22 protein-coding genes and 2 tRNA genes are annotated in these 21,070 nt (G+C 66.7%); 15 read left to right on the top strand and 9 right to left on the bottom strand.

The window, feature by feature from the left end:
* Position 1: 1 nt before the first annotated feature.
* Positions 2–460, bottom strand: a complete 459-nt coding sequence (gene gloA / locus ACJ4V0_RS17490) for a lactoylglutathione lyase (protein WP_448300882.1) — start codon at positions 458–460, stop codon at positions 2–4.
* A gap of 31 nt (positions 461–491) precedes the next feature.
* On the opposite strand from gloA, the gene ACJ4V0_RS17485 reads away from it, so the two are divergent.
* From ACJ4V0_RS17485 to ACJ4V0_RS17440, 10 genes are all read left to right on the top strand, one after another.
* Positions 492–1,274 carry an SIR2 family NAD-dependent protein deacylase gene (locus tag ACJ4V0_RS17485; protein ID WP_448300954.1) on the top strand — a complete coding sequence of 261 codons (783 nt, stop codon included), beginning with the start codon at positions 492–494 and terminating at the stop codon, positions 1,272–1,274.
* Between the two features lie 155 nt (positions 1,275–1,429).
* Positions 1,430–2,038, top strand: a complete 609-nt coding sequence (locus ACJ4V0_RS17480) for a cold-shock protein (protein WP_448300881.1) — start codon at positions 1,430–1,432, stop codon at positions 2,036–2,038.
* Between the two features lie 18 nt (positions 2,039–2,056).
* A complete protein-coding gene (locus ACJ4V0_RS17475; protein WP_448300880.1) occupies positions 2,057–2,512 on the top strand; it encodes a DUF192 domain-containing protein in 456 nt (151 codons plus the stop codon).
* Between the two features lie 58 nt (positions 2,513–2,570).
* A tRNA-Pro gene (locus tag ACJ4V0_RS17470) sits at positions 2,571–2,647 on the top strand.
* Positions 2,648–2,663: 16 nt separating this feature from the next.
* Positions 2,664–2,969: an ETC complex I subunit gene (locus tag ACJ4V0_RS17465; protein WP_448300879.1), complete on the top strand. Its 306-nt coding sequence runs from the start codon at positions 2,664–2,666 to the stop codon at positions 2,967–2,969.
* 23 nt (positions 2,970–2,992) lie between these two features.
* Positions 2,993–3,069, top strand: a tRNA-Arg gene (locus ACJ4V0_RS17460).
* Between the two features lie 975 nt (positions 3,070–4,044).
* Positions 4,045–5,007: an ABC transporter substrate-binding protein gene (locus tag ACJ4V0_RS17455; protein WP_448300878.1), complete on the top strand. Its 963-nt coding sequence runs from the start codon at positions 4,045–4,047 to the stop codon at positions 5,005–5,007.
* A 121-nt stretch (positions 5,008–5,128) separates the two neighbouring features.
* A complete protein-coding gene (locus ACJ4V0_RS17450) occupies positions 5,129–5,461 on the top strand; it encodes a hypothetical protein (RefSeq protein WP_448300877.1) in 333 nt (110 codons plus the stop codon).
* Positions 5,458–6,231, top strand: coding sequence for an ABC transporter permease (locus tag ACJ4V0_RS17445; RefSeq protein WP_448300876.1), 774 nt, complete (start codon positions 5,458–5,460; stop codon positions 6,229–6,231). The genes ACJ4V0_RS17450 and ACJ4V0_RS17445 overlap by 4 nt, the downstream gene beginning before the upstream one ends.
* Entirely contained in the window at positions 6,228–7,016 is a 789-nt protein-coding gene (locus tag ACJ4V0_RS17440; RefSeq protein WP_448300875.1) for an ABC transporter ATP-binding protein, read from the top strand. The genes ACJ4V0_RS17445 and ACJ4V0_RS17440 overlap by 4 nt, the downstream gene beginning before the upstream one ends.
* Before the next feature lie 4 nt (positions 7,017–7,020).
* Here ACJ4V0_RS17440 and ACJ4V0_RS17435 read toward each other — a convergent pair whose 3' ends face one another.
* Together ACJ4V0_RS17435 and ACJ4V0_RS17430 are read right to left on the bottom strand one after the other, a co-directional pair.
* Positions 7,021–7,467, bottom strand: coding sequence for a BLUF domain-containing protein (locus ACJ4V0_RS17435; protein ID WP_448300874.1), 447 nt, complete (start codon positions 7,465–7,467; stop codon positions 7,021–7,023).
* 147 nt (positions 7,468–7,614) lie between these two features.
* Positions 7,615–9,090 (bottom strand): M81 family metallopeptidase, encoded by a 1,476-nt coding sequence (locus ACJ4V0_RS17430; protein WP_448300873.1) that lies wholly within the window; start codon positions 9,088–9,090, stop codon positions 7,615–7,617.
* A 123-nt stretch (positions 9,091–9,213) separates the two neighbouring features.
* On the opposite strand from ACJ4V0_RS17430, the gene ACJ4V0_RS17425 reads away from it, so the two are divergent.
* A complete protein-coding gene (locus ACJ4V0_RS17425; RefSeq protein WP_448300872.1) occupies positions 9,214–10,089 on the top strand; it encodes an NAD(P)-dependent oxidoreductase in 876 nt (291 codons plus the stop codon).
* A complete protein-coding gene (locus ACJ4V0_RS17420) occupies positions 10,086–11,615 on the top strand; it encodes an aldehyde dehydrogenase family protein (protein ID WP_448300871.1) in 1,530 nt (509 codons plus the stop codon). The genes ACJ4V0_RS17425 and ACJ4V0_RS17420 overlap by 4 nt, the downstream gene beginning before the upstream one ends.
* Positions 11,616–11,624: 9 nt before the next feature.
* Here the strand turns inward: ACJ4V0_RS17420 and cynS are convergent, their stop codons facing one another.
* The 4 genes from cynS to ACJ4V0_RS17400 are packed head-to-tail and all read right to left on the bottom strand — an operon-like array spanning position 11,625 to position 15,283.
* Positions 11,625–12,113 carry a cyanase gene (gene cynS, locus ACJ4V0_RS17415; protein WP_448300870.1) on the bottom strand — a complete coding sequence of 163 codons (489 nt, stop codon included), beginning with the start codon at positions 12,111–12,113 and terminating at the stop codon, positions 11,625–11,627.
* Between the two features lie 37 nt (positions 12,114–12,150).
* On the bottom strand, positions 12,151–13,044 hold the full coding sequence (locus ACJ4V0_RS17410) for an ABC transporter ATP-binding protein (protein ID WP_448300869.1): 894 nt from the start codon (positions 13,042–13,044) through the stop codon (positions 12,151–12,153).
* A gap of 6 nt (positions 13,045–13,050) precedes the next feature.
* A complete protein-coding gene (gene ntrB, locus ACJ4V0_RS17405) occupies positions 13,051–13,896 on the bottom strand; it encodes a nitrate ABC transporter permease (protein ID WP_448300868.1) in 846 nt (281 codons plus the stop codon).
* Between the two features lie 4 nt (positions 13,897–13,900).
* Entirely contained in the window at positions 13,901–15,283 is a 1,383-nt protein-coding gene (locus ACJ4V0_RS17400; RefSeq protein WP_448300867.1) for a CmpA/NrtA family ABC transporter substrate-binding protein, read from the bottom strand.
* A gap of 319 nt (positions 15,284–15,602) precedes the next feature.
* On the opposite strand from ACJ4V0_RS17400, the gene ACJ4V0_RS17395 reads away from it, so the two are divergent.
* Positions 15,603–16,781: a diaminopropionate ammonia-lyase gene (locus ACJ4V0_RS17395; protein WP_448300866.1), complete on the top strand. Its 1,179-nt coding sequence runs from the start codon at positions 15,603–15,605 to the stop codon at positions 16,779–16,781.
* Positions 16,778–17,707 carry an N-carbamoyl-D-amino-acid hydrolase gene (locus tag ACJ4V0_RS17390; RefSeq protein ID WP_448300865.1) on the top strand — a complete coding sequence of 310 codons (930 nt, stop codon included), beginning with the start codon at positions 16,778–16,780 and terminating at the stop codon, positions 17,705–17,707. Before ACJ4V0_RS17395 ends, ACJ4V0_RS17390 begins: the two co-directional genes overlap by 4 nt.
* Before the next feature lie 107 nt (positions 17,708–17,814).
* Here ACJ4V0_RS17390 and ACJ4V0_RS17385 read toward each other — a convergent pair whose 3' ends face one another.
* Positions 17,815–18,447 (bottom strand): TetR/AcrR family transcriptional regulator, encoded by a 633-nt coding sequence (locus tag ACJ4V0_RS17385; RefSeq protein WP_448300864.1) that lies wholly within the window; start codon positions 18,445–18,447, stop codon positions 17,815–17,817.
* Positions 18,448–18,518: 71 nt separating this feature from the next.
* On the opposite strand from ACJ4V0_RS17385, the gene ACJ4V0_RS17380 reads away from it, so the two are divergent.
* Complete coding sequence (locus ACJ4V0_RS17380) at positions 18,519–19,274, top strand: SDR family oxidoreductase (RefSeq protein ID WP_448300863.1); 756 nt, start codon at positions 18,519–18,521, stop codon at positions 19,272–19,274.
* 197 nt (positions 19,275–19,471) lie between these two features.
* Here ACJ4V0_RS17380 and ACJ4V0_RS17375 read toward each other — a convergent pair whose 3' ends face one another.
* The gene (locus ACJ4V0_RS17375; protein WP_448300862.1) at positions 19,472–20,857 is read right to left on the bottom strand and encodes an FAD-binding oxidoreductase; all 1,386 of its coding nucleotides are present in this window, start codon (positions 20,855–20,857) and stop codon (positions 19,472–19,474) included.
* Between the last annotated feature and the right edge of the window lie 213 nt (positions 20,858–21,070).

Below are 21,070 nucleotides of genomic sequence, written 5' to 3'. Positions count from 1 at the left end.
ATTACCAGACGCCCGTGTTCGGCATCGAGGCCCAGGGCTCGGCCGCGGCCTTGGCCTCGCCCTTCTGCAGGATCTCGATGGAGACGTTGTCGGGGGAGCGGACGAAGGCCATGCGGCCGTCGCGCGGCGGACGGTTGATGACGACGCCGGCCTTCATCAGCTTCTCGCAGGTGGCGTAGATGTCGTCGACCTCATAGGCGAGGTGGCCAAAATTGCGGCCGCCCGTATAGGCCTCGGGGTCCCAGTTGTAGGTCAGCTCGAGCATCGGCGCGTCGCGGCGGCCGGCCGCGATGTCGGCTTCCGCTGCGGCCTTGTCCTCGGGGGCGCAGAGGAAGACGAGGGTGAACTTGCCTTGCGGAAATTCGTTCTTGCGAACCTGAACCAGCCCGAGCTTGTTGCAGTAGAAATCGAGCGACTGGTCGAGATCGGTCACGCGGACCATGGTGTGCAGGTAGCGCATGCGGGCTGTCCTCGTTCTGGCGGAGGCGTCGATGACGAAAGCGGAGTTGAAGACGGTCACGAGCGATCTGGCAAGTCTCGTCAGGCAGTCCAGCCGTGCCGTGGCGTTTACCGGAGCGGGCATCTCGACGGAATCGGGCATTCCCGACTTCCGCTCGCCGGGCGGGTTGTGGACGCAGAACAAACCGATCCCGTTTCAGGCCTTCGTGGCGAGCCGCGAGGCGCGCGCCGAGGCCTGGCGGCGCAAGTTCACCATGGACGACAGCTATCGCGGTGCGCAGCCGGCCCGCGGTCATCGTGCGCTGGCGCGTATGATCGCGGCCGGCCGCTTGCGTGGCATCATCACTCAGAATATTGATAATCTACATCAGGATGCTGGATTAAATCACGAGCATGTCATCGAAATCCATGGAAACGGCACCTATGCCACCTGCCTTTCCTGTGCGCGGCGCTACGAGCTCGGATGGGTGCGCGAGCGGTTCGAGGTGAGCGCGGCGGCGCCCGATTGCGAGGCCTGCGGGGGGCCGGTGAAGTCGGCGACCATCTCCTTCGGCCAGGCCATGCCGGAGCGCCCGATGCGGCGCGCTATCGACTGGTCGACCGGATGCGACCTGTTTCTGGCGATCGGGTCCTCGCTGGTCGTGCATCCGGCGGCCGGCCTGCCCGTGGCGGCGAAGGACTGCGGGGCGCGGCTCGTCATTCTCAACCGCGAGGCGACGCCGCTCGACGAACTCGCAGACCTCGTGATCCGCGCCGATATCGGCACGGTGCTCGACGCCCTCGTCGGCGAGCTCGAAGGCGCCCGGACCTGCTGACCGGCGTCAACGCATCGTCCACCAAAGTGCAGCGGAAGTGGTGGAACACCTGAATTTTGGGCTTTGCCTCGGCAGGACCGATGTTATCCTCGAAAGTGAGAATCAGGGTGGGGCGGGATCGAGGCCAAGATCCCGAGAGCGCGGCGGTGAGAGTGATGACGTCGGATGGTTCCGATGCGGATGGCCTTGGCGGCAAGGGCGGCCTTCATCTGCGGGCTGACGACCAGCCCGTTTCCGAAGCGGTTCCGGCCGATCTGGTCGAGGTCGCGGGCGCGATCAAGTGGTTCGACGTCGCCAAGGGATACGGCTTCATCGTTCCCGATGGCGGCGGGGCCGACGTTCTCCTTCATGTGACAACCCTGCGCCGCGACGGTTTCCAGACCGCCCATGAGGGCGCCCGGGTCGTGGTCGAGGCGACGGCGCGGGCCCGGGGCCTGCAGGCTTTCCGCGTCCTGTCGATGGACGATTCCACCGCCATTCACCCCGCCCAGCTTCCGCCCCCGCGCACCCACGTGGCGGTGGTGGCGACCAGCGGCCTTGAGCGCGCCGAGGTGAAGTGGTTCAACCGGCTGCGCGGTTTCGGCTTCCTGTCGCGTGGGCCCGGCACGCCGGACATCTTCGTCCACATGGAGACGCTGCGCCGCTACGGCATGACCGAGCTGAGACCGGGACAGTGGGTGCTCGTGCGCTTCGGCGACGGCTCGAAGGGGCTGATGGCGGCCGAGGTCCGGCCCGACGGCGCGCCCTTCCCAGCCTCGCACTGAGCGGCTAGAACAGCGGCCATGCTCATCGATCGCCGCAGCCTTGTCGTCGCCGGTCTCGTCCTGCCCGCAGCGCCCGTGCTGGCGCGGGGCGATCAGACGCGGCTGACCATCGTCACACGGGCGGGCGTTCGCCATCCCTTCCAGCTCGAGATCGCCAACACGCCGGAATCGCGCTCGCGCGGCCTGATGTTCCGCCGCGAACTGGCTCCCGACCGCGGCATGCTGTTCGAGTTCGGCGCGCGCGAGACCGAGATCAGCATGTGGATGAAGAACACCTACATCCCGCTCGACATGATCTTCATCCGGGCCAACGGGCTCATCCACCACATCGCCGAGAACACCACGCCGCTGTCCGAGGCGACGATCTCGTCCAACGGACCGGTGAAGGGCGTGCTGGAGGTGATCGGCGGCACGGCGAAGCGGCTCGGCATCGCCGCCGGCGACCGGGTCGAGCATCCCTTCTTCGGCGGGTGAGCCGGCCGGGCGCATCGCGCTTGCCGCTGCCCCCTCGCTCGGCTATTGCCTCATCCGACGGGGCGTAGCGCAGCCTGGTAGCGCGAGAGTTTTGGGTACTCTAGGTCGCTGGTTCGAATCCAGTCGCCCCGACCAGATCCGGAGGAATGACGTGGTCGCCCGTATCTTCAAGCCGGCCAAGACCGCCACCCAGTCGGGACTTGCCAAGACCGATCACTGGCGCCTCGAGTTCGAGCCCGCAGCGCCGCGCACCGTCGAGCCGCTGATGGGCTATACGAGCTCGACCGATATGGCGCAGCAGGTGCGGCTCACCTTCGAGACGAAGGACGAGGCCATCGCCTATGCCGAGAAGAACGGCATTGCCTACCAGGTCTTCGAGGCCGAGGTGCCGAAGCGGCGCCTCGCCGCCTACTCGGACAATTTCAAGTTCAACCGGGTCGGCGCCTGGACCCATTGAGGCCCCGGCGCGGACCCGGCCGGGGTCCCGTAGCTCAGCTGGATAGAGCATCTGCCTTCTAAGCAGAATGTCGCAGGTTCGAGCCCTGCCGGGATCGCCAACACTCAATTTCGAACGTCATCCCGCCAATTGTCGATTGGACGGGATACTTGCCTCAGAGGTGGAAGGACAATCCGACTGTAAGTTGGTGGCTGAATGGAGAGTTCCAGTTTGGCTGCACAACGACGGATGGGATTCTGTTGCGGTGGCCTCCGTGATCCACAAACCGGTATTCAATGGCGCTGGAAACGTGCGGTGAAAGACGTATCCCGAAGCCTCCACCCAAGTAGTAGCCAGGAGACCACCCGGCAACGCTCACCAGGGGAGTAAGGGCGGGACCTGACAAGTAACCTGATTGCTTATAGCGAAATGAAGCTCCTGCAGTCGCGAAGGCGAAAGTCCGAGAGGTGAGGTGCACACCCAAGCGGCCGCCGAATTGCAGCGACCAGCGAGAAGCGACCTGCATGTTACTTTCCGCGTAGTTCGGTCCCGTGTAGTAGCTCACGCTCGCCGTAGGGCCGAACCACAATACCCCCCATTGGATATCGTAGCCAATTGTCACCCCAAGGGCGGCATTCGATATGTGCTTGTTCTCTGGTGGATTTGTTCCGAGTATCGCACCGCGCCAAGTCGTTGAGGTGGGGCCGGCAAGAAATGATGCCGATAGACCTTCGAAAGCGGAAGCGTTGCTGGATACTGAGGCAAGAAGGCCTCCTCCAATGACGATCCATTTTGCATAGGTCATCCTCATCACGACCCTCAACACAGCCCCCATCAGTCCCGCAGCGGATCCATTTTGAATTTTACCGAAGGTTGCAGATGCGCGCGCTGCTGTCCATCGGCGTGCATGTACCAAACCGATGCGCCGGAGAGTCGATATCGAGATCGCGCCGGGGAAACTTCGGCTCATTCTTGCTGCGGCGCACAGGAATCTGTGCCGCATACGCATAGTTCCGTATGCCATGGGATTTGTCCCGCCACCTACAGTGGCGGCAGATGCGGTCCTGCTCCAGAAGGCCGCCAGAGGAGAACGACGATGTCGCAACCGTCCACCCTGCGCCGCCTCATGGCCGGCGCGGCTCTCGCCGCCGGCCTCGGTCTGGCCGGCCCGGCCATGGCCCAGACCAAGGTCAATATCGGCATTTCCGGCTGGACCGGATTCGCGCCGCTCACCCTCGCCAAGGAAGCCGGCATCTTCGCGCGCAACGGCCTCGACGTGACCATCCGCAAGATCCCGCAGGCGAGCCGCCACCTCGCCATCGCCTCCGGCGACATCCAGTGCGCCGCGACCACCGTCGAAACCTGGATTTCGTGGAACGCCAGCGGCATCGCCACGACGCAGATCTTCCAGCTCGACAAGAGCTACGGCGCCGACGGCATGGTGGTGCGCAACGGCATCAACTCCATCCGCGACCTGCGCGGCAAGACCATCGCAGCCTCGGCGCCGGGCACCTCGCCCTATTTCGCGCTCGCCTGGTTCCTCAAGGAGAACGGCATGTCGGTGCGCGACGTGACCGTCGTCAACATGGAGCCGGGACCGGCGGCGCAGGCCTTCGTGGCCGGCCAGAACGACGCCGCCATGACCTACGAGCCCTATCTGTCGTCGGTGCGCAACGCCCCGCAGGCGGGCAAGATCATCGCCACCACCCTCGACTATCCCATGGTCATGGACACGTTCGGCTGCACGCCGGCCTTCATCCAGGCCAACGAGGCGGCGGTTCGTGCGCTGGCGAAGAGCTATTTCGAGGCGCTCGAGATGATCAAGACCAACCAGGCCGAGGCCTATCGCATCATGGGCGCCGACGTGCGCCAGACGGCCGAGCAGTTCGGCAACTCGGCGCAGTATCTGCGCTGGCAGGACCGCGAGGCGAACAAGATCTTCTTCGCCGGCGAGTGGCGCCGCTTCACCGAGAAGGCGGCGGACCTGCTGCTGGAGATCGGCGTGATCCGGCAGAAGCCGAACTTCGACACCATGGTCGACACGCGCTTCATCCAGTAGGCGGTTGCGCTCATGTCGTCATGCCCGGCCTTGTGCCGGGCATCCACGAATTCCTTGCTCGTTCGTGTTCAAGTCGTGGATGGCCGGGCCAAGCCCGGCCATGACGCGTTGGGAGGCTTTATTGGCAACGACAGTCGACCTCGAAAACCTGAAGGCCGTCACCTGCCGCCTCATCGACGAATTGGCATTTCAGGTCGGTTCCAGCGAGTTCCCTCTGCCCGAGAACGACTTCTATTGGTTGCTGTCGTTCAACGCGAAAATGGATATGGCCGAGCGACCGCAAGCCGATGGAGCGGGACGGCTGAGAGACGATTGGGAGATGACCCATTGGCTCGCCGACTATCCCGAACAGGTCAGTGCGTACTCACTGACCGAGGTTGCCGAGCTCCTTTCCTATTTGGGTCACGCCTCCGCCGACCTGCCTTTCCGACCACGCGAGGAGAATCGCGGATGAAACCCCTCGAGCCCGTGTCCCCGACGGCGCGCGTCGTCCTCGGCATATCGTTCTTCGTCATCTTCTTCGCCGCATGGGCGGCGGTGACCTTCGGCGGCCTCGTGCCGAAGATCTTCCTCGCCGACCCCGTGACCATGTTCCAGGAGGGCTGGAACCTCATTACCCACCACGGCTTCCTAAAGGACATCGGCGTCACGGTCTGGCGGGTCGTCGGCGGCTTCATCCTGGCGGCTCTCATCGCCGTGCCGTTGGGGCTCGCCATGGGCGCCTACAAGCCGGTGGAGGCCTTCTTCGAGCCCTTCGTCTCCTTTGCCCGCTACCTGCCGGCCTCGGCCTTCATCCCGCTCTTCATCCTGTGGGCCGGCGTCGGCGAGACGCAGAAGCTGCTCGTCATCTTCGTCGGCTCGGTGTTCCAGATCGTGCTGATGGTGGCGGTGGCGGTCGGATCGATCCGCCGCGACCTCGTCGAGGCGGCGCTCACCCTCGGGGCACGCGACCAGGGCATCGTCGGCCGGGTCATGGTGCCCTATGCAGCGCCGCAGATCGCCGAGATCCTGCGCCTCGTCCTCGGCTGGGCCTGGACCTATGTCATCGTCGCCGAGCTGATCGGGTCATCCTCCGGCATCGGCCACATGATCATCGAGAGCCAGGCGCTGCTCGCCACCGGCCAGATGATCTTCGGCATCATCATCATTGGCGTCATCGGGCTCATCTCCGACTTCCTGTTCAAGGCGGTGAACCAGAAGCTGTTCCCCTGGAGCACCATATGAGCGGCGTCGTCATCAGGGGCGTGTCGCGCACCTTTCCGGCCGTACGCGGCGGCGAGCCGGTGCAGGCGCTGGCGCCGGTCGATCTCAGCGTGGGGGAGGGCGATTTCGTCGCCATCCTCGGCCCCTCCGGCTGCGGCAAGTCCACGCTGCTGCGCATCGTCGCCGGCCTCGACCGGCCGACCTCCGGCACGGTGACGCTCGACGGCGCGACCGTCACCGAACCCGGCGCGGACCGCGGCATGGTGTTCCAGAGCTACACGCTGTTTCCCTGGCTCACCGTGGCCGAAAACATTGAATTCGGGCCGCGCGAGCGCGGCGTTGGTGCCGCCGAGCGGCGGGCTATCGCCGACACGCTGATGCGCCAGGTCGGCCTCACGCAGTTCGCCAACCACTACCCCAAGCAGCTGTCGGGCGGCATGCAGCAGCGCGCCGCGCTGGCCCGTGCGCTGGCCAACGATCCCAAGGTGCTGCTGCTCGACGAACCCTTCGGCGCCCTCGACCATCAGACCCGCTCGCTGATGCAGGAACTGCTGCTGTCGATCTGGGAGCAGCATCGCAAGACCGTGCTTTTCGTCACCCACGATATCGAGGAGGCGGTGTTCATGGCGAACCGCGTTCTGGTGATGAGCGCGCGCCCCGGCCGCTTCAAGAGCGAGGTCGAGGTGCCCTTCGCCCATCCGCGCTCCTACAAGATCAAGACGACGGCGGAATTTGCCGCGCTCGAGGAGAAGCTGACCGAGGACATCCGCGGCGAGACGATCATCGCCGCACAGGCGGGGCTCTAGGGCGTCAATCTGTCAGCCGCTTCAGCGCGGCAAGGTCCGTCGCGAGGTCGTGGAAATCGCGCGGCAGCCGCCCCTGCGGCACCTCGATCTCGGAGAAGTCGAGCGTGGCGAAGACCATGCCCGCCGCCGATGACGTATGGCCGATAGCGAGGTGCCAGTCGGGGAACAGGCGGTGATCGGCCTCGATGTGCTCGACGAGCTGCAGCGAGTGGTGGCGCGCGTCCGCCGCGATGACCGCATAGAGCTGCTCGACGGCCTGCGCCGGCCCCTCTATGACCTGCGCGAACCAGCGCCGCGCACAGATGAGGAAGCCGGTGACGCCGAGTTCGGCGTTGCGGGGAACGGCCGCCTCCTCGATCGCCGTGAAGGCGGGATGGAACCCGTCCGCGTCGCAGTCAAGGTTGTGGATGCTGACATAGGTCAGGCGCATCAGACTGGAATCGACGGTCATGCTTCCAGCCCGGATATCGATGGTGTGTGTCATCGGTCATCATGGCCGATGGCGGCGGTCTCGAAGACGTCTTTTGACATGCGAAGGCGCGATCCGCCGATGTGACGCAGACGGCGCCCTTGGTCCGCAGGCATCGGCCGCCGAAGCTCAGGCGATCAATCCGCCCGGCGCCCCGGCATCGAGCGGCCATTTCGGCCGGGCGATGCGGGCATAGGCGTGTTTTTCGTAGCGCTGGGTCGAGGGCCCCTGCGTTTCCGAGTAGAAGACATGGGAGGCGAGCGGTCCGTAAGCGGCCATGAAGTGCTGCGCCGATTTCAGCACCAGCAGCCTGTAGGAGGCCGGGTTCAGGCCGAGTTCGGTGAAGATCTCGCGCCCCAGCGCCTGGGCGCGGTTGGTGTTCATGATGACGGTGACGCCGCCGATGCGCACCGCGGCGAGGTCGCCGACCGGGCCCTTGGCCTCGCCGAAGCTCTGGTGACAGTCCTTCGCGATCGCCAGCACCTCGCAATCGGCGTCGAAGGGGTCTCCGGAGAGCTCCGAGGTCTTGCCGCCGATGCGCAGGCGGATGCGGCCGCCCGGGCCGACAGCGTGGCAGAAGGCGACGGCCATGGGGTCCCAGAGCGGGGCGACGGCGGCATTCTCGACGCCGCGGGCGACGAGTTCGGCGAGCGACATGGTGTTGTCCGAGGCCGATCCGCCGCCGGCGTTGTCAGCCGGCTCGGCAATGATGGCCGGCCCCTTCGCGGTGTCGGAGGCCAGCGCCTGGTCGAGCGCATCTGCGAAGTCGAGATTGGGGGGCGCCGTCCGGCCGCGCAGAGCGATGATCTCCCCGCCGAGCTGCGTCGCCAGAGCGTCGCCCTTCGCCTTGGCATTGTCCGTATAGACCAGCATGCGCGAGCCCATTTCCGGCACGTCGGCATGGGGGAAGCCGTGGACAAAGGAGACGGAGAGCACGCCGTCGCGGCCCTCGAAGCTCTTCTGGCGGGCGACGAAGGAGGTGTTGGGCTCCGAGGTGGTCGGATAGAAGGCGATCATGCCGCAGTCGTAGAGGGAGGCGACCGGCCTGATCTCCTTGCGGATCGTCTTCAGCACCAGGGTCACCAGCTCCTCGGCGCGCGGCACGATGTCGACATGCGGGTATTCCTTGAAGCAGATGATGATGTCGGCGAGGCCGACGCGCTTCGCCGTCATGTGGTTGTGCGGGTCGAGCTCGACACCGATGACGCATGTCGGCCCGACGACGGCGCGCACCCGCTCCAGCATGTCGCCCTCGCAGTCGTCGTAGCCGTCGGCGACCATGGCGCCGTGCATGCCGAGGAGGACGCCATCGACCGGCATCGCGGCCTTCAACTGGTCGAGGATCTCCTCGCGCATCGTCTCGTAGGCGACTTTCGTCGTCGGCCCGGACGGCTGGGCGAAGAAGCAGGAGCCCTCGATCAGCGTGAAGCCTTCCTGCGCCGCCCTGCGGCGGGCGACGAAGAGGGGCGCGCTGCACAGCGTCGGCTGTTCGGTCGGGTGCTCGCCGGGGCGGAAGGCGACGCAAGTCAGATAGTTCTCCATCGCGGTCGGGATCGGCGAGAAGGTGTTGGTCTCCGTGGCAAGGCTGGCCGTGAAGATGCGCATGTCTGTGTCCCGTTCGTCTCGCTGCCCGGCTTTGAGGCTTGACCATTTCATGAGCGCGCGGCCTTTTCCAGCGAGGGCAGGGGCGTGCGTGGCAACCGCCCGGTGCATGGCTGGAGGCGGGACGTGGCAGAGCAGACGGTGGGCGTGGTCGGGCTCGGGCGGATGGGTCTCGGCATGGCGGCCAATCTGGCGGCGAAGGGTATCAAGAGCCTCGGCGTCGATCCCTCTCCGGAGCGCTGCGCGCTGGCGGCGGGGAAGGACGTGACGGTCGTCGCGACCCCGGCCGATCTCTTCGCGGCCTGTGACATCGTCATCGCATCGCTGCCGACCGCCGACCACGTCGTCGCTGTCGTCGAGGGTGAGGGCGGGTTCCTCGCCAGGGCCCCGGCCTGCGCCGTCTTCGTCGATACATCGACCTCCGAAGCCTCGGTCTCCCGCCGCCTCGCCGCAGCGGCTGCGGTGAAGGGCCTCGGCTTTGTCGACGCGCCGGTCTCCGGTGGGCCTGCCGGAGCGGAGGCCGGCACGCTGACCATGATGATCGGCGGCGACCCGGCCCATCTCGCGACCGCCATGGCGGCGCTGGAGGCTATCAGCGGCAAGCGCCTGCATGTCGGCGCATCGGGCGCCGGCAATGTCGCCAAGCTCGTCAACAACCTTCTCGTCGGCGCCCATCTCCTCACCGTGTCGGAGGCCGTGCGCCTGTCCGAGGCGGCCGGCGTTCCCGCCGCGGATGTGCTGGCGGTGGTGAACGCCGCCTCCGGCCGCTCCGCCGTCTCCGAGGTCAACTATCCGCGCTGGGTGCTGAACGGCGCCTTCGATTCGGGCTTCACCATGGGCCTGATGCGCAAGGACGTTCGCCTTGCCACATCGCTCATGGCCGAGACCGGCGTGGACCTGCCTGTCTGCGATCTCGTCGCCCGCATCTGGGCCGACAGCGCCGCCCGCCTCGCCGACGGCGAGGACTTCAACCGCATCGTTCAGGACGAGCCGAAGGCATGACCGCGCACCATCGCCCCGACACCGCCGCCCGCGTCGCGACCCTCTATGCCTCGCTGGTTCCCGGCGGCGTCATCGGCAGCCGCATCGCCGGCGAGACGCTGACCGGCTCCGGGGAGACGATCACGCTGGTCGACCCCGTGACCGGGTCGCCCTTCGCCAGCTATCGCGACGGCGGCGATGCGGCGGCGAACCAGGCGCTGGCCGCGACGACGGAGGCTTTCGTCGCCTGGATGGCGATGTCGGCCTCGGCGCGCGGCCGCATCATCTGGGCCATCGGGCAGGGGGTCCGCGCGAAGGCTGCGGCGCTCGCAGAACTGGAGACGCTCGCCTCCGGCAAGCCGATCCGCGACACCCGTGTCGAGGTGGCGAAGGTCGCGGAAATGTTCGAGTACTATGCCGGCTGGGCCGACAAGCTGCACGGCGACGTCATCCCCGTGCCGACCTCGCATCTCAACTATGTCCGCCGCGAGCCTCTTGGCGCCGTGGTGCAGATCACGCCGTGGAACGCGCCGATCTTCACCGCCGGCTGGCAGATCGCACCGGCGATTGCCGCCGGCAATGCCGTGGTGCTGAAACCGTCCGAACTGACGCCCTTCACATCGCTGGCGCTCGCCGTCATCTGCGAGGAAGCCGGTGTCCCAAAGGGCCTCGTCAACGTGCTCGCCGGCTATGGCGCGACGACCGGGGCCGCCGCCGTGTCGCATCCGCTGACGCGGCTCGTCGTCTTCGTCGGATCGAAGGAGACCGGCTCGCGCATCGCCCAGGCGGCGGCGAAGCGGGTCGTGCCGACGCTTCTCGAACTCGGCGGCAAGTCGGCCAACATCGTCTTCCCCGATGCCGATCTCGACCGCGCCGTGCTCGGCGCGCAGGCCGCCATCTTCTCCGGCGCCGGCCAGTCCTGCGTCGCTGGCTCGCGGCTCCTCGTCCATCGCTCGATCCACGCCGCATTCGTCGAGCGGCTGGCGGCAGCCGCACCGCGCATCCCGGTCGGCGACCCGATGGACGAGGCGACGCAGATCGGCCCCATCGTCCATGGCGGACAGTGGGAGAAGATCGACACCATGGTAAAGGCCGGCGTCGGCGAGGGCGCCTCGGTCGCCGCCGGCGGCGGCCGTCCGGTGGGGCGTGAGGACGGCTTCTTCTACGCGCCGACCGTGCTGGACCGGGTGACGCCGACCATGGAGATCGCCCGCGAGGAGGTGTTCGGACCGGTCGTCGCGGTGACGCCCTTCGACTGCGAGGAGGCGGCGGTGGCCATCGCCAACGCCACGGACTACGGCCTCGCCGGAGCGGTGTGGACCCGCGACGTCGGCCGCGCACACCGTGTCGCGGCCAAGGTCAGGGCCGGGACCTTCTGGGTGAACTCCTACAAGACCATCAACGTCATGAGCCCGTTCGGCGGCTTCGGCCAGTCCGGCTACGGCCGCTCGTCGGGCATCGATGCGCTTTACGCCTACACGACGACCAAGAGCGTCTGGGTCGAGACCGCGGAGGCTCCGGCCGTCGGCTTCGGCTATGCGGGCTGAGGGGAGCGATCAGTTCTCCTTGAAGCCGTAGTCGGGAATGCCCTGCTCGTTGTCGTAATACTTGAAGGGCAGGAACTTGCCGGACATGGTGATCTTCACGCGGTCACCCTTCGGGTTCGGCTCGCGCTCGAACTCCATGTTGAAGTCGATGGCCGACATGATGCCGTCGCCGAACTCCTCCTCGATGATGGCCTTCCAGGCCGGGCCGTTGACGAGGACCAGCTCATAGAAGCGGTAGATCAGCGGGTCGGTCGGCGGCATGGACGTTCCGGCGCCGCGCATCGGCACCTCGTTCAGCATGGCCTCCTCGGCCGCCGAGAGGCTGAAGAGCGCGGCCGCCTTCTTCGCGAGCGGCTTCACCAGCTTGTGCTGGCCGAGCAGCGCGCCGATGACCAGCACCGGCGACATGCCGCCAATCTCGGTGGTGATGTGCTTCCAGGTCCAGCCCTTCTCGCGCTTGATGTCGAGGATCTTTTCCGTGAGCTCTTCGCGGATCATGTCCGTCTCCTTGGGGATTGGTCGGGTGGGGTGGGGATCAGCCCGCCCGCGCCAGCGGCGGCGGTGCTGCGTCGGGCGCACCCGGCATGACGACGGGCGGAGCGCGGCGGTTCCATGCATTGCCCGCTTGAGCGAGTTCGGCGGCGAAGCTCTTCGAGCGGGTCACCAGGAAGTCGATGATGTGGTTTCGGACGGGATAGTAGGCCGGGTGCTTGTGAACCTCGTTGCGGGCGCGGGTCGCGGGCAGGGGGTTGGCGACGATCTCGGCGATGCGCGCATCCGGTCCGTTGGTCATCAGCACGATCTTGTCGGCGAGGTAGATCGCCTCGTCGACGTCGTGGGTGATCATGAACACCGTCTGGCCGGTGTTGCGGCAGATGCCGCGTACCTCGTCCTGCAGCGTGCCGCGGGTGAGGGCGTCGAGGGCCGAGAAGGGCTCGTCCATGAGCATGATCTTCGGCTCGATGGAGAGCGCCCGGGCGATGCCGACGCGCTGCTTCATGCCCCCCGAGAGCTGCGCAGGCTTCTTCATCTCGGCACCGGCGAGACCGACGGTGGCAATGGCCTTGCGGGCGTGCTCCTCGACCTTCGCCTTCGGCCAGTCCCGCCACTTCGACGAGACGGCATAGGCGACATTGCCGAGCACAGTGCGCCAGGGCAGCAGGCCGTGGCTCTGGAAGATGACGGCGCGGTCGAGGCTCGGGCCCTCGATCGCCTTGCCGTCGATGATGATCGCGCCCTCGCTCGGCTCGTCGAGGCCGGCGAGGATGTTCAGCACCGTCGTCTTGCCGCAGCCGGAATGGCCGATGACGCAGACGAACTCGCCGCGCTCCATTGCGAACCACAGGTCCTCGAAGATGGTGGTGCGGCCGCCCTCGGGGGCGGGGAAGCGGCGGGCGATGCCCTCGATGGAGATGTAGGAACCGGCCACGCAGCATCACTCCGGATAAGTCACGAGGTGGGTGAGGCGGGCGAGGATCTGGTCCAGCGCCATGCCGACGAGGCCGATCAGCAGGATCGCCGTGATGATGTCGGTCAGCGACAGGTTGTTCCACTGGTTCCAGACGAAGTAGCCGATGCCGGTGCCGCCGACGAGCATCTCGGCCGCGACGATGACCAGCCAGGCGATGCCGACCGAGATGCGCATGCCGGTGAGGATCGTTGGCGCCGCCGCCGGCAGGATCACCGTGAAGGCCATGCGGGCCGGCCCGACCTCCAGCGTGCGCGCGACGTTCAGCCAGTCCTTGCGGACGCTGGCGACGCCGAAGGCCGTGTTGATCAGCATCGGCCAGAGCGAGCAGATGAAGATGACGAAGATCGAGGAGAGCGAGGAATCCTTGATCGTGTAGAGGGCGAGCGGCATCCAGGCGAGCGGCGAGATCGGCTTCATCACCTGGATGAAGGGGTCGAGGGCGCGATAGACCAGCGGCGACATGCCGATGAGAAAGCCGAGCGGCACGGCGACCAGCACGGCGATGCCGAAGCCGATGAGGACGCGGGCGAGCGAATAGGCGAGTTGGATGCCGATGCCCATGTCGTTGGTGCCGCGCACGTAGAACGGGTCGGAGACGTGCTTCCAGATCGTCCGTCCGACATCGATGGGGCCGGGCATGGGCGTCTGCCCGCCGGTCGCGGCGGCCGCTCCGACGAGCCTGGCATATTCGGGATCGACGGCCTGTCCGCCGGCGCCGCCGCCGCTGACGGCCACGTGCCAGCCGATCAGGAAGACCGACAGGATCACGAGCGACAGGACCAGGGCCCGCGCGCCGACGGAGCGGGTCATCGCGTCAGGTCCGCTTGATGGCGAAGGAGGCGATGTACTCTTCCGGCTTGGCGGGATCGAAGGCCTTACCCATGACCGAGAAGGTCTTGGTCGAAGTGGCGGGCGGGGTGAGGCCCAGTTCCTTCATCATGGCGGCCGCATCGGTGGCCAGGAACACCTGGCGGGTGATGCCGGCATAATCGACGTCGCCCTTGATCTGGCCCCAGCGCTTCATCTGGCTCATGATCCAGATGGCGAAGCTCTCCCACGGGAAGGGATCGAACTGGACGCGGTTCGGATCGCGCTTCACCTGGCCGAGGCCGTCGGCATAGGTGCCGGTGAGGATCTGCTCGAGCACCGTCACCGGCTGGTTCAGGTAGTTCGGCGCGGCGATGGCCGTGGCGATCTCCTTGCGGTTCTCCGCCTTCTGGGCGTGCGCCGTGGCGTCGATGATCGCCTTCAGCAGGGCCTTGTAGGTGTTCGGCAGGGTGGTGACGAATTCGCGGCTGGCGGCGAAGGCGCAGCAGGGATGGCCGTCCCACATCTCCTTCGACAGCATGTGGATGAAGCCGACGCCGTCGAAGACCGCGCGCTGGTTGAACGGGTCCGGGCCGAGATAGCCGTCGATATTGCCGGCGCGCAGGTTGGCGACCATTTCCGGCGGCGGCACCGAGCGGATCTGCACGTCGGTGTCGGGGTCGAGGCCATGCTCCGCGAGGTAGTAGCGCAGCAGGTAGTTGTGCATGGAGTAGTCGAAGGGCACGGCGAAGCGGAAGCCCTTCCAGTCCTTCGGATCGCGCTTGTCCTTGTGCTTGTTGGCAAGGGTGATCGCCTGGCCGTTGATGTTCTCGATGGCGGCGACCGAATAGGGGATGGGGTTCGATCCGGCGCCCATGGTGATGGCGATCGGCATCGGCGCCAGCATGTGGGCGGCGTCATATTCCTTGTTGATGGTCTTGTCGCGGATCACCGCCCAGCCGGCCGTGCGCACCACCTCCACGTTCAGGCCGTGCTTCGAATAGAAGCCGAGCGGGTGCGCCATGATGATGGGCGTCGCGCAGGTGATCGGGATGAAGCCGACCTTCAGGTCCTTCTTCTCGATCGGGCCGGTCTGGGCGAGGGCCTCGGTGGCCGCGCCGATGGGGAAGAAGGTCGAGATCGCCGCCGCGGCGGTCGATGCGCCGACGGCCTTCAGGAAGGCGCGGCGCTGGTGGTCGTTCGGAAAGAGCGCGCGCATCACCGCCTGTTCGACGACACGGCGGTAGCGGCTCTCCTCGCCGGCCTGTTCCACCGCGACCGCTTCGGCGCGGATGGCGTTCTCATGCTCCGCTTCGGAGGCGTGGCGGCCGCAGACGCAGCCCTTGAGAAATCGTTTGGCGGCATTGAAGGGGTTGTCGAACAGGGCCATGGCGTCGTCCTTCCCGGGTGGATGACCTGTCCGGTTTCAAGTGTCGTGCCAGCCGGCGCGGGACCGTTGCATACGCAGAAAGGTCGCGGAAATGCTGGCGTGGAGAAGTCTCCCGCCCTTGCGGCAAGGCAAGAATGAACAGAAAATAGGCATGCTTTAGGTCGGGTGAGGCCGATTTGAGCGATGTCGATGGCGCTGCTGTGATCAATGGCCCACGCGAAGGTCAATCGGCCCTGTCACGCCGCATGGCTGCATTCCAGCGAAGTCCTCCGATCCTTTGCCTCTTGACGTTCCGGCCCTGTCGCGCGTTGTTCGCGGCATGACCTCCTCAGCCTCCTCGCCCAAGCCGTCGCCCATCTCCGTTGCGGAGACCGGCGCGCGCTTCCTCGCCAATCCCGCTCTCGATCGCGGCAAGCCCTACGGGCCGGCGGAGCGCGCCATTCTCTCCCTCGATGGCGCCAGAGCGGCGCAGGCCGCCATCGCCGCCTGGGACGGCTACACGCCGACCCCGGTCCTGTCGCTGGACGCAATGGCGCGCGAGGCCGGAGTGGGCGCGGTGCTCTACAAGCACGAGGGCCGGCGGTTCGCGCTGAAGAGCTTCAAGGCGCTGGGCGGGGCCTATGCCGTGCAGAGGCTGGTGGCGCAGCGCGGTTCGGCCGAGGGCCTGACGGTCACCTGCGCCACCGACGGCAATCACGGGCGGGCGGTCGCCTGGGGGGCGAAGCGGCTGGGCGTCAAGGCGGTGATCTACGTCCACGAGACGGTCAGCCAGGGCAGGGCGGACGCCATCGCCGCCTTCGGCGCGGAGGTGCGGCGCGTTCCCGGCAACTACGACGATGCGGTGCGCGCCTCGGCGGAGGCTGCGGCAGCCAATGGCTGGACCATCGTCTCCGACACGTCCTGGCCGGGCTACGACCTCATCCCGCGCGACGTGATGCAGGGCTATGCCGTGCTGGCGCTGGAGGCGGAGGAGCAGGGGGTGTCCCCGACCCATGTCTTCGTGCAGGGCGGCGTCGGCGGTCTCGCCGCCGGTATCCTGTCCTGGTACTGGGAGAAGCAGGGGGCTGAACGGCCCACGGTCGTGGTGGTCGAGCCGGACAAGGCCGACTGCCTTCTCGCCAGCGCCGTCGCAGGCCGCTGGACCACGGTCGGCGGCGACCTCGACACGATCATGGCGGGCCTTGCCTGTGGCGAGCCCTCGGAGCTTGCCTGGGCGCTGCTCTCGCCGGGGGCCGACGCCTTCATCTCGATCCCCGATGAGCGGGCCGCCGAGGCGATGCGCGCCCTGGCCACGCTTGGCATCGCGGCCGGCGAATCCGGCGTCGCGGGCCTTGCCGGGTTCAGGGCGGTGGCTGGCGATGCCCGCGTGCGGGCGGCGCTCGGCCTCGATGCCGCCTCGCGCATCCTGTGCATCGGCACCGAAGGCGCGACCGACCCTGAAATCTATCGCGAGATCGTCGGGCAGGATGCCGCCGACGTCGAGAAGGAGACCGCATGAGCCGCATCGTCACCGTCGGCGCCGCCCAGATGGGCGCCATCCAGCGCGCCCATTCGCGGCGCGAGGTCGTCGCCCGCATGGTGGAACTGATGCGCGAGGCCGCGTCCCACCGTTGCGATCTCATCGTCTTCCCCGAACTGACGCTGACCACCTTCTTTCCGCGCTGGTGGATGGAGGACCAGACCGAGATCGACAGCTTCTACGAGCGCGAGATGCCGTCCAACGAGACGGCGCCGCTGTTCAACGAAGCCTCGCGGCTCGGCATCGGCTTCTCGCTCGGCTATGCGGAACTCACTCCGGAGGGACGGCACTACAACACCGCCATTCTTGTCAAAAAGTCCGGCGATATCGTTGGTAAATATCGGAAAATCCATCTTCCCGGCCATGCCGACCACGAGCCGTGGCGCGCCTTCCAGCACCTCGAGAAGCGCTATTTCGAGGTGGGCGATCTCTCCTGGGGCGTGTGGAACACGCTCGGCGGCAACATGGGCATGATGATCTGCAACGACCGCCGCTGGCCGGAATCCTACCGCATGATGGGCCTGCAGTCGGTGGAGATGATCCTGCTCGGCTACAACACGCCGCGTCACAATCCGCCGGCCCCCGACCACGACCGCCTCTCCGAGTTCCACAACCAACTCGTCATGCAGGCCGGCGCCTACCAGAACGGCACCTGGGTTGTCGGCGTCGCCAAGTGCGGCGTGGAGGAGGGCTGCGAGATGATCGGCGGCTCCTCCATCATCGCCCCGACCGGCGAGGTCATCGGCCAGGCGCTGACTCAAGGAGACGAACTGATCGTCGCGCGCTGCGACCTCGACCTGACCAAAAGCTACAAGGCGACCACCTTCAATTTCGACATGCACCGCCAGCCGGACCAGTACCGGCGGATCGTCGAGCAGCGCGGCGCGGTGGGGCCGGTAAACTAGGCTTTGTATTTCGGCAGGCTTTGGGCCCGAGGAGACAGGCCGCCTCTGGATGCCGGTCTGCATTCGCGGACATTCGGATTGTCCTGTGAGCGGGTCGAACGCCTCTCTCAGCAGCAGTTCGCGGCGACGAGGTAAGCCCGGCAGGCACGCGGCAGTTCCGCGCGCAGACGCGCGAGACCATCGTCCGACGGATCGGCTTCCATCACCACGCGCACCGACCCTCCGAGCAAGGCGGCGGTCATGAACGCAGCGGAGTTGACGTCAGCGAAGCGCGCGTCCGGTGCAGCGGCGAGCGCTTCCCCAATGATCCCGGTCATTCGGCGCATGCCCCGCTGCATGAGCTCTCCCAGATCAAACTCGGCAGCAATGCCGTAGATCGCCCGCGAAGCGACGACATCGGCCGCCTTGACGTCGAGCCAAGCCAACGCAAGCCCGTCGGCAACGGTCGCTACATCCTTACCCGCAAGCCGACCCGCGGCGACGCGCATGGCGGATGTCATGGTCTCGAACTGCCGCTCGACAATCGCGAAGAGCAGCGCCTGCTTGTGCGGATAATATTGATACATGGTGCCGACTGACACGCCTGCGCGCTCTGCCACCCTTGTCGTGGTGAGCTTGCCGACTCCGTCCGCCAGCAAAACCTGAACAGTCGCCTCGAAAATCGCCTCGACGGTGGCTGTCGAACGCGTCTGGCGCGGTGTTTTCCGTGGCTTTAGCAGCGCCGGCGCCGGGCGATTCATATGCGAATTCCAGACCTGAAGAATCCTTCATATATTGCCGCTGCAAGTAGCAGATAGCAAGGATTACCCCCATGAAATCGGTTCTCATCACCGGTTGCTCGACCGGCTTTGGCCGCGAAATCGCACAGCATTTCTTCAATCACGGTTGGAGCGTCGTGGCGACGATGCGCAATCCGGCCGCCAGTACCCTGACCGCTTCGGATCGGCTTCGCGTCCTGCCGCTCGATGTCACCGACGCCGCTAGCATCGCGACTGCAGTGGAGCAGGCGGGACCCATCGACGTGCTCGTGAACAATGCCGGGATCGGCTGGTTCAACGCGGTCGAAGGCACCCCGATCGAGACGGTGCGGAACCTTTTCGAGACGAATGTCTTCGGCACCATTGCAATGATGCAGGCTGTGCTCCCTGGGATGCGCGAGCGGCGCTCGGGCGCAATCGTCAACGTCGGCTCCAGCTCGACGTTGAAGCCCCTGCCGCTGCTCTCGGTCTATCGAGCCAGCAAGGCTGCGGTGAACGCACTGACCGAGTCAGCCGCGATCGAACTGGCCGCCTTCGGCATTCGCGCGCGGGTCGTTCTTCCGGGCAGGGCGCCGACGACCAGCTTCGCCGCGAGCGCGCAGCGGCGGATCGCTGAGGGCGGCTGGTTCCCGCCCGCCTATGAGGAGTTCGCGGGCCGGACCCTGGCGGCGATGCAAGCGGAAGCCTCTGGCGATCTCACGACTGCGGACAATGTCGCAGAGGTCATATACCGTGCTGCTACCGATCCGGACTGTCCGATGGTCTTGCCCGCCGGGGCAGATGCGATCGCCTGGTCTAACGGCGACTGAGCAGCCGACCAGGGCGACCACGGCGATGCGCCGCCTCCCTGGCTATCGTCTGGCCGTGGGAGCATCTTGGGGCAGCCGTCCACCTGAGGGATGCGAGGTGACCTCAGCACGGGTAGGCAAGGAATTCGTGGATTGCCGGAGCAAGGCCGGGCGTGGCGGGTGGAGCGCCGCGCATTTCGGCGATCTGGTGAAGAGGGCTACTCCGCCGCCTCCTGCGCTTCCGCCTCCCAGCCGAGCAGCTTGCCGGGGTTCATCAGGCCGTAGGGGTCCGCCAGCCGCTTGAACTCCGGCTGCGGGGCGTCGACGCGCTTCCAGCCGACATTGTTCAGCACGTAGGTGTGGGCGTTGGACGGCTGCACGCCGCCCTCCGCCGCGCGCGCCATGATCTGGTCGAGGCGCTCGGGCGTCGTGAACTTCACCAGCGGCAGCGAGGAGGTGATCACCTTGCCCTCGCGGCGCTGGAACTCAAGGTGGAACATCACGTCCTCGTCGAACTCCCTGGCCGCCCATTCGACAAGGGCAAGGTTGTTCGGGGCGGGGAAGCGCAGCTGCAGATAGGTGATGGACGGGTCCATCTTCAGCGCGTGCAGCGTCGTGTGGTTCCAGGTGTATTCGTAGAGCGGACCGGGGCCGCCGCGACCCTTGTGGGTGCCGAAGGCGACCGCCTTGGCCTCCTCGGCGCCGCGGCGGAAGGTGACCTCGCCCTTGTGGTCGGCGATCAGGAGATCGAGCGTGTCGGCCTGCGGCTCGGAGACCATCAGCACGGCGAAGGCGCGCCCCGCCGGCAGGTAAGGCTGCAGCCGCTTCAGATAGGGGCCGATGCGCGGGTCGTGGATGGAGACGAGCTTCTTGGCGATGCCGTCGCATTCCATCAAGGCCTGGCCGAAGCGCGCGGCGGCCATGAAGCTGTCGAAAGTGACGATGCGCTCGGCCCAGTCGTGCGCCGGGGCGGTCGGCACCTCCACCTCGGTGATGATGCCGTTGACGCCGTAGGCGTGCATCACCTTCAGGATCTCGCGGCCGCGCAGCTCGATGAGGCGCGGGTCCTCCTCCACCGTCATCACCTCCAGCGCGGTGACGGCGCCGAGATTGTCGATCTGGCCCCAGGTGCAGGAGCCGGCCCCCGCCGCGCCGCCGGCGACGAAGCCGCCGATGGTCGCCTGCGCCCGTGTCGAGGGGTGAAAGCGCAGTTCCTGCCCGTGCGGATCGAGCAGCTTGTCGATGTCCAGCATGATCGCGCCGGCCTCGAAGCGCGCCGCGCCGGGCCTGGCGAAGACCATGCGGTTGATGTGGCGCATGTCGACGACGAGGCCACCGGCGAGCGGCACGGCCTGTCCATAGTTGCCGGTGCCGCCGCCGCGGATGACCAGCGGCACGCGGTGGCTGGCGCAGGCGGCCGCGATGCGGCGAAGCTCGTCCTTGTTCGCCGGGGTGGCGACCAGCTCGGCGACCTTGCCGTCCAGCTCCGGCTTCAGCACGGGCGAGAACCAGAAGAAGTCGCGGCTCGCCATGCGGAGCGAGGCGGCATCGTCCGCGAGGGCGATGCCGGCGAGGTCGGCGCGAAGGCGGTCGAGTGGGGTCATGGTGCGGTCCATCCGATGGGTAAGCCCACAGTGCCAAATCCGGACCGAAAGCGCCATTGCGCCCAAGGCCTCGGACAACGGGCCAGACAGCTGCCATCGGCGCTCAACCAGCTGGCACTCAGCCGAAAAAATGTGCAACTTGGATCGGCTGGCCCCGTATTTCCGTAGGATAAATCGGCACGCCCGTTGCTCTGGTCGTCGTCATGGATTTCA

The sequence above is a fragment of the Phreatobacter aquiterrae genome, from assembly GCF_053471285.1.
This window is presented reverse-complemented; position numbering and strand designations above follow the sequence as displayed.

Bases quoted from the DNA above. Each gene is read 5' to 3' on its own strand.
- gloA (WP_448300882.1), bottom strand. From the start codon at position 460: ATGCGCTACCTGCACACCATGGTCCGCGTGACCGATCTCGACCAGTCG.
- ACJ4V0_RS17485 (WP_448300954.1), top strand. From the start codon at position 492: ATGACGAAAGCGGAGTTGAAGACGGTCACGAGCGATCTGGCAAGTCTC.
- ACJ4V0_RS17480 (WP_448300881.1), top strand. From the start codon at position 1,430: ATGACGTCGGATGGTTCCGATGCGGATGGCCTTGGCGGCAAGGGCGGC.
- ACJ4V0_RS17475 (WP_448300880.1), top strand. From the start codon at position 2,057: ATGCTCATCGATCGCCGCAGCCTTGTCGTCGCCGGTCTCGTCCTGCCC.
- ACJ4V0_RS17455 (WP_448300878.1), top strand. From the start codon at position 4,045: ATGTCGCAACCGTCCACCCTGCGCCGCCTCATGGCCGGCGCGGCTCTC.
- ACJ4V0_RS17445 (WP_448300876.1), top strand. From the start codon at position 5,458: ATGAAACCCCTCGAGCCCGTGTCCCCGACGGCGCGCGTCGTCCTCGGC.
- ACJ4V0_RS17440 (WP_448300875.1), top strand. From the start codon at position 6,228: ATGAGCGGCGTCGTCATCAGGGGCGTGTCGCGCACCTTTCCGGCCGTA.
- ACJ4V0_RS17435 (WP_448300874.1), bottom strand. From the start codon at position 7,467: ATGACCGTCGATTCCAGTCTGATGCGCCTGACCTATGTCAGCATCCAC.
- ACJ4V0_RS17430 (WP_448300873.1), bottom strand. From the start codon at position 9,090: ATGCGCATCTTCACGGCCAGCCTTGCCACGGAGACCAACACCTTCTCG.
- ACJ4V0_RS17420 (WP_448300871.1), top strand. From the start codon at position 10,086: ATGACCGCGCACCATCGCCCCGACACCGCCGCCCGCGTCGCGACCCTC.
- cynS (WP_448300870.1), bottom strand. From the start codon at position 12,113: ATGATCCGCGAAGAGCTCACGGAAAAGATCCTCGACATCAAGCGCGAG.
- ntrB (WP_448300868.1), bottom strand. From the start codon at position 13,896: ATGACCCGCTCCGTCGGCGCGCGGGCCCTGGTCCTGTCGCTCGTGATC.
- ACJ4V0_RS17400 (WP_448300867.1), bottom strand. From the start codon at position 15,283: ATGGCCCTGTTCGACAACCCCTTCAATGCCGCCAAACGATTTCTCAAG.
- ACJ4V0_RS17395 (WP_448300866.1), top strand. From the start codon at position 15,603: ATGACCTCCTCAGCCTCCTCGCCCAAGCCGTCGCCCATCTCCGTTGCG.
- ACJ4V0_RS17390 (WP_448300865.1), top strand. From the start codon at position 16,778: ATGAGCCGCATCGTCACCGTCGGCGCCGCCCAGATGGGCGCCATCCAG.
- ACJ4V0_RS17385 (WP_448300864.1), bottom strand. From the start codon at position 18,447: ATGAATCGCCCGGCGCCGGCGCTGCTAAAGCCACGGAAAACACCGCGC.
- ACJ4V0_RS17380 (WP_448300863.1), top strand. From the start codon at position 18,519: ATGAAATCGGTTCTCATCACCGGTTGCTCGACCGGCTTTGGCCGCGAA.
- ACJ4V0_RS17375 (WP_448300862.1), bottom strand. From the start codon at position 20,857: ATGACCCCACTCGACCGCCTTCGCGCCGACCTCGCCGGCATCGCCCTC.